At 57.1% G+C, this 6,695-nt stretch carries 5 protein-coding genes; all 5 read right to left on the reverse strand.

Annotation, left to right across the window (positions count from 1 at the left end; translation table 11 throughout):
* Positions 1 to 34: 34 nt before the first annotated feature.
* Complete coding sequence (locus tag F1609_RS33565; protein ID WP_167082222.1) at positions 35 to 697, reverse strand: intracellular growth attenuator family protein; 663 nt, start codon at positions 695 to 697, stop codon at positions 35 to 37.
* Positions 698 to 990: 293 nt separating this feature from the next.
* The gene (locus F1609_RS33570; protein WP_167082224.1) at positions 991 to 1,461 is read right to left on the reverse strand and encodes a ubiquitination-like system serine protease family protein; all 471 of its coding nucleotides are present in this window, start codon (positions 1,459 to 1,461) and stop codon (positions 991 to 993) included.
* Positions 1,458 to 2,639 (reverse strand): ThiF family adenylyltransferase, encoded by a 1,182-nt coding sequence (locus F1609_RS33575; protein ID WP_167082226.1) that lies wholly within the window; start codon positions 2,637 to 2,639, stop codon positions 1,458 to 1,460. Before F1609_RS33575 ends, F1609_RS33570 begins: the two co-directional genes overlap by 4 nt.
* Entirely contained in the window at positions 2,614 to 3,357 is a 744-nt protein-coding gene (locus tag F1609_RS33580) for a multiubiquitin domain-containing protein (protein WP_167082228.1), read from the reverse strand. The genes F1609_RS33575 and F1609_RS33580 overlap by 26 nt, the downstream gene beginning before the upstream one ends.
* Before the next feature lie 86 nt (positions 3,358 to 3,443).
* Positions 3,444 to 6,407 (reverse strand): ATP-dependent DNA helicase, encoded by a 2,964-nt coding sequence (locus F1609_RS33585; RefSeq protein WP_370661710.1) that lies wholly within the window; start codon positions 6,405 to 6,407, stop codon positions 3,444 to 3,446.
* Between the last annotated feature and the right edge of the window lie 288 nt (positions 6,408 to 6,695).

Here is a 6,695-nt window from a genome sequence, read left to right on the forward strand (position 1 = left end):
CATCGTCGGCTTCTACAACTGCAAACGCATCAATTCAGCATTGGGCAATCTGTCGCCCGCCGTCTACGAACGGAAAATGGCAGTACGCGAACCTATCGTGGTGTCCGAAATTACTTGACCACAGCACCAGATCATGGTCGGAATCCAACACGGTGCGCTGTTTCCATGATGACGCGGTCTGGAAAACCTCATCTAGGGAACCCGCCCATCGCCAGGCCAGCATCTTGTGCCCTGAATATTCGTCATCGTCCGCAAAGGATTGCAGCAGAAACTGGACCCGCATAAGGCTGGACTGCGCAATACCGCGGCGACCTGCCTGTTGCGAAGGCATGTAAACTGGTTCGCTTTTTGGGGAGAATGCTGGAGATGCAGTTGCGCTCTGCCCTCGTTCCAAGGATGAACTAACAAGCTCCTGTTCCAGCTGTTCGATAAACGCTGCTGTATTCTCGATAAGTTGTTGCCGTTCCTCATCTGTAAGCCGACGATCTGAGCCCCAGCTATAAAAAGGTTCGCGGACAGCGCCGCTGCCATATATGCGACGGTAGCAGTCGGATCCAAGCAAAGTGAACTCGGCCGATTCGAGAACGATATGTATCTTGCGGTAGACGGAGCGTCCGCAGCCCGGCGCTTGGCAGAGGATCCGCTTGTCGTACTCAACCTCAACAACTGCTACCAGGAAGACGTCGTTCTCGTTCAAGCTATCTCATCCCAAGAATGCGTTAGGGCTTGGTGCGCTAGGTGGTGAGCCAATAGCCCAAGGCTTGTATGAGCTTCCCATGCTCTCTAGCGCCGGTCTCGATTTAAGCAAACAGTAGCCGGCAGGGCCGTCTGCAGAGTTTTGCATATCATCAGGTGAAGAGCAAATCCGTGCACATTTTAAGCGTAACTTTTGCTTCGTTGAACCCAGAATGTCATGAAGGGACTGACCAGGGTCGCGCTGTAGGTCGGCTGTAGCCTGGCCCTTGGCGGACGACTATGAGTTGCCCTTGGTTATCTGGTGAGCCACACCTTGAAGCGCGACCAGACGCTCGGTAACGGTCGAGCATTCACTTCGGTGGCCGGGCTGGAAATGTACCCCGCCGCTGTGGACGAGAAGCCAGATTGGACATCTCTTTGCTGGCTGTAGTACGCGGCTTTGGCTTTCTTATCGTGGTGAACCTCTGTGTCAATTTGGGAGTTCGACCAGCCACCGGCCTCCAGCACGCGATTCTGTTGAATCAAATAGTGGGACCGGCACTCCTGGTTCCAGTTTCCCACCGAGGGGTAAAGCGAGATGGATTCGCCATCGAACGTCATGCGCCAGTCGGTCGGCGTAAACGGCGTCACCACGCGATCGCCGCAGCCACAGCAGCACGAATGCACCGCGGTTGCGTAGTCCATCGAAACATACAACACACCCCGCTCCAGCTCGCGAGGGACGTTGCAAACAAAGCGATGTTCCAAGGTCTGATAGCGCATCATGACTGGTCTCCGTTGAGCAACATGCCCCCGTCGGTCGTGTACGTGCTGTGGTGTTCGTTCTCCAAGTCACGGTAGAACCCGCGGAGCTTTTTCCACTTCACGACCGCCAAGCACGCGTTCAGTGCGTTCAGGTCCGCTACCTGGATGTTGGAGGCGTACAAATCTTGTTCACCCCCACCCGCGAAGGATATGCGGCCCGCGTGGATGTGATCCCGCTTTTCAGGTGTGCTCGTCGTAACCCGCAAGATGCCGCCGAGGCTGCCGTTGGAGAGCTCCAAGCCCATCCCGACATCGATGAACGGAACCCCGAGCGCCTCCAGCTTTGCGACGACGGCACGCTTTTCCTCGCCTGCGTCCATGCTGATGAAAGCAAATGTGATTCCATCAAGAAGCCCCAACGTATCGGCGTTCATCTTTACAGCGTGCGCTACGATGCCGCGATGCATTCGTTCATAGATACCCTTCAGGTACTGAACTTTTTTCGGGGCGTCACGCAGCATTTCCAGCGATGGTGCTCCCGGCGCGCGGAACGCATTGTGCGACAAGAAGTCGTCATCATCAAACAGCCGAATCTCCCTTACGGGCGCTTTCGCAACCAGGTCAAGAATGTAGCTGCCTGTACCACCAGTGCCCAGGATCGCAACCACTTCATTCTCAAGCTTGCTGGCGAGTGCTCCCAGACCTACCCGGCTAGACGCTGTATCAAGGTAGTTGAACACGCTCTGTTCGTCTTCATCATCGGCACCGCGGATCAACCGTGCGCTGATCCCGGGCTGCAGGACCGCCGCCGGCCCCGCCAAAATCGTCGCGTAGGTAGACAGCTTGGCGTAGTAGTCTGGATAGCCGTCCGGATTGGGTTTGCTAGAGAAGCTGTACCTCGCGGTCAGACTGTGTCCCAAGTCGGTGTTTGGCGACGTGTGCGAGATCGCCGGCAAAGGCGTTCCGTCCGCGTTGCACGGAAAGTCTCCGTGCCAGTGGATCACGTGTGTTTCCGGCTTGCGCGTTTGATCGCCAGCCAGGTCGAGGGTCGACACCAGCGTACCGGTGCGCACGCGCCGTTGTGCGTCGACGTAGGGGACCTCCCGCATCACCAGGAGGCTCCCGTGAATGCGGACAAAGTACCCCTCCGACCGCAGCCGGGCCAAGTCGGGGTTACGACTGAACAGTTCGAGTGACATTGAAGATACTCCCACGTTTTTTGACTTCAACAGACCCACCTTCGCCGAGTTCGCCGGCATGGGGGAGCGAGGCCGCGTTGCGGTACGTCATGGAGAACTTGACGTTAGTTTCCGGCGGCGCGTTCGGATGAGACAGCATCACTACCTGTTCGAAGGTGACGTGCTTGTCCGGCACCGTTTCCTCAACAGCGTTGACCAGGATGACGTAGCCTCTGGTTGGCCGGGGGGCGACAATGAACCGCTCAACGCCTGGTGCGTCGAGGTTGACCCGGTCCTCCGGCTCAATGAGGCGGTCCTCGCCACCCTGGACTTCAAGGAAAATGGCTTCGTCGGCCGAAAGGTCAGTGAGGTCGTACAGAACGCTGCCGAGCAGCTCCGCGCGGCCCCAGGCCATCTGGCGGTCGTTCAGAGAGAACTTGAAATCGCGGTCAGACTTGAACGCGATGAAGCGCTCAGCACCCTGGCCGCGCAAGTCCACGGTCTCATCGAGCCGGATGTCCTCGAAGTCGCCTGATGGCAGGAGCGCAAACAGCAGGTAGTCGTTGCGGCGGTCAAGCCCCGCGCTTTCGAGAATCTGCCGCCCCGTCGGAACTGGGTCTGGAACGTCGATATGGCGGAAGGTCAGACCCTCCAGGCCGAAGCGAATGCGGTAGTTGGCGGCCTCCCGCAGAGGGCGATCTTCGCGGATCGCATCGCCAACGTCTTCAAAATTTTTCATATGGTCCTTTAGGGTTGTTGTTAAACGAGGTTCTTCTCGTCTACAACTCTCTAATCGAACCAATCGGACTCAACCGGTAAAGTTTTTTAGAAATCCTTCGAAAGTGTGCCAGGCGGCAACGCGCCGCACACGAAGAAAGCAGGGCAATTGGGACAGGTAGCATCCGACACGGTTGTGTTGAATTGACCTTCCCTAATGCCACGGAATATTTCGCCCAGTTTATCCTGCCGGTTGCTCAGCTCTTTTGGGGAGAGCGTCAATGGCTTTGATTCGGCATCCGCTAGATACACGAGTTCCACGCTAGCCCCGGGAAATGCCTCGCGCGACGCCAACAAAAATGCGGCGGCCCCCACATCCTTTGCGTCTTTGCTGGGCGCGTGGCCAGTTCTAACCCGACGCAATGTGCGGATGCCGTTTCGTACCAGTATTTCATCTGGCCTTACCTCTACCTCGTAGTCCTCGAACGAGATTTGCAACGCAGTGGGCGCCTCAATCAGCGCACCGGCTCTTGAATCCAAGAAATATTGCAGCATCGTCGTGGCCATCGCTCGATAGTCATCGACGTAGCCGTGATCATGCAGGCCGTAGGTGACAAATGCTTTAGTGAGCAACTCATCTAGTTCACCAGTCGGCGCATTGCCTTGGACCACGACAGCGCGATAAACCTCACGGATAGCCTCGTGCATCTGCATAAAAGAACTCATCCGGCGACGGCCGCCAACCTGAAGCAAATGCGTATATAGAAACCGTCGAGCGCAAGACTCATAAAGCGCGACCGCATCGGAACCGAAACGTGGGGTGCCAGAAATCGTGACGGGAATGAGCCTATCGTCAGGCGCAGGAGGTATCACCGTGATCGGCGTCACTGGGCGCTGATCTACAGTGCCGATGCGTCCCAAGAACGGCGACAGTGGCCTAGCCCGCCCATTTCCCGTGGCGGTAGGTGCCGTCGCGGTGGCACCGTAAAATGCCAGAAAATTCCTCGCGCGGGACATCGCGACATAGAAAAGACACTCCTGCTCTTCATTATGTGCCGCACGCGCAACTTCCTCAGAGCTTCCTTGCGCACCAGCGACCATGCCCGCCGGCGGAGGGCATTTCGATGTCTGAAGCGCTCCTGGGATCGAGTCCTTGTTTACACCAGCAATATGGACTGCTTGAAACTCAAGCCCTTTTGAGCCATGAATCGTCATTAAGCGGACTGCATCGATTCCTCGGGCTGCAGCTGGAAGTTGCCTCAGGTCCCTGTCGTCCCGCAGACGCAGGAGCCGCCTCACGCGGTCGGATAGCCGTTGAATTGGCAGTCCTTGCCCCTTCGGCTGTACGCGAACGAAGTTCATGAACTGCCATATCGCTATACCCTGAGCCTGGTCCGATACGTTGGATGATTCAGCGATGCGTGCAGCTAGCCTAGTCCGGTCCAAGAGGATGCTCGCCAGTACGGTCCAAGGTTGCGAAGTTGCATCGAACCCAGCTAGGGCTGCATTGAGGGCTGAAAGTGCGACTTGTCCTGCCGCCGTCATTTCAGTCGGAGCGCAAAGTCGCCATGCGCCCGGTTCCGTGTCAGTACCTCGGAGGTGCTCAAAGACGCAATTCACGTCCTCCAAGGTCATCGCGAACTCTGGCCAGCAAGCGGTCCGGATTAGGCCCATCGCGCGCCGATCAATGAGGAGCGTAAGCACCGCTATGAGGTCCTTCACTTCTGGTCGCTCAAACAGGCTGCCCAGGAAGAGGACAGGAATGCCCACGCGCTCTAGTTCCCGGCCTATATCCGACAGTCGGTCATTTCCGCGGCATAGGACTGCTTGATCGCGATACTGACAGCCATCTGCACGGAGCTCTTTAATGCGGTCAGCGATAGCTGACGTTAACAGGGGCGTGCTACCCACAGTAATAATCTCCGGTCGCTTACCACCGAGGCCCCTTTCTGCCTCGAGCGCCTTTTCGCCATCGGCGGCAGACATATTTTCCGCAAACGTGGAAAAGGCGTGGACGACTTCTAACGTGGATCGGTAATTGACTTCCAAGTTGTCGCGTATCGCGCCGGGGAAATCCTCGCGCCCGAAACGGGACATATTGAACGATGAGGCGCCGCGAAACCGGTAAATGGATTGCTTTGCGTCTCCCACCACCCACAGGTTCGCACCCGTTGGCTTCAACGCCGCAAGGAGCCGCACGCTGCTACGGTTCACGTCCTGGTACTCGTCAACCAGTACGTGGTCATAGACGTCCTGAAGCTGAGTTCGAACAGCTTCATCGCCTTCTAACAGCAACACTGGCCGCATCACCAAGTCACCGAAATCTATACATTCGGCGACCGTCTTCAGTTCCTCGTAAAGCGCGTAGACCTTCGCGACCTCTGCGACCCTTTCTGCGGATTCGATTGCGCTTTGGTCGGACGCCTCAGCGCGCATCGTATTTGCCAACGCTAAGTATCCCGAGGCATCGACGACCTCGTCCTTTGCTCGCGACACCGCGCTCAGGATTTCAGCAACGGTCTGCGAAGGATCGTATAGATTACGGTAGTGGATCAGGCCAAGCCGCGGAAACTCGTTCTCAATAAGCTCCACCGCTTCGGTTCGATCCATCAGCCGGGGATTGTCGGGCAGTCCACAGCGGTCATGGAATCGCCGGAGGATGTCTAGGCCGAAGCTATGGAAGGTCCTGATGCAAAGTGCGGCGGCTTCCTTCGGCCGCTTGCGCGCTATTCGCTCGGTCATCTCAACCGCAGCCTTGTTCGAGAAGGTCAGCAGAAGGATGCGCCGCGGATCGACACCCTCGTCCAGCAGGCTTTCGACTCTGGCCACTAGTGTGCGTGTCTTACCAGTTCCCGGACCAGCCTGCAGAAGAAAGGCGGCGCCGCGATGGCCCGCTGCCACTTCTTGCTTTTTATTTAGCGGGATCTCGTTAGGTTCTGCAGCAGCCGCAATAGGGGCAGGCGGGAGCAATAGCGCATCTAGCATCTGCTGTGCCACGACTTCGAATGGTGCGCCTAGCCTACCCGCGATGTCTGAACACGTTTGACTTTGCGCCAAGTGCAGGTCAATCACTAACGGTCTCGGTAGGAGAAGCTCTCGCGCAAAGAGGTCCATCTGGACCTCTCGTCGCTGCCTTCTACTGTAGTCAACAACGCGGTCCATCCCCACGGGACTTGCCTCCGACATCCGTGTTGGGTCGATTTCAACCGCGCCCCCGTCATCTTCATCACCGTCCCCTAGGAGTCTGCGCGGCAGAAACTGATGCAATCCGAATGGTGACGAGGTAAACTTGTCAAATGACGACGAGCTACCTTCCATACGATCAGCATCAGCAAATGCTGCTTCCCCATGCTTTGCAAG

Source organism: Massilia aquatica (assembly GCF_011682045.1).
Classification (GTDB): domain Bacteria; phylum Pseudomonadota; class Gammaproteobacteria; order Burkholderiales; family Burkholderiaceae_D; genus Telluria_A; species Telluria_A aquatica.

Bases quoted from the DNA above. Each gene is read 5' to 3' on its own strand.
- F1609_RS33575 (WP_167082226.1), bottom strand. From the start codon at position 2,639: ATGTCACTCGAACTGTTCAGTCGTAACCCCGACTTGGCCCGGCTGCGG.
- F1609_RS33580 (WP_167082228.1), bottom strand. From the start codon at position 3,357: ATGAAAAATTTTGAAGACGTTGGCGATGCGATCCGCGAAGATCGCCCT.
- F1609_RS33570 (WP_167082224.1), bottom strand. From the start codon at position 1,461: ATGATGCGCTATCAGACCTTGGAACATCGCTTTGTTTGCAACGTCCCT.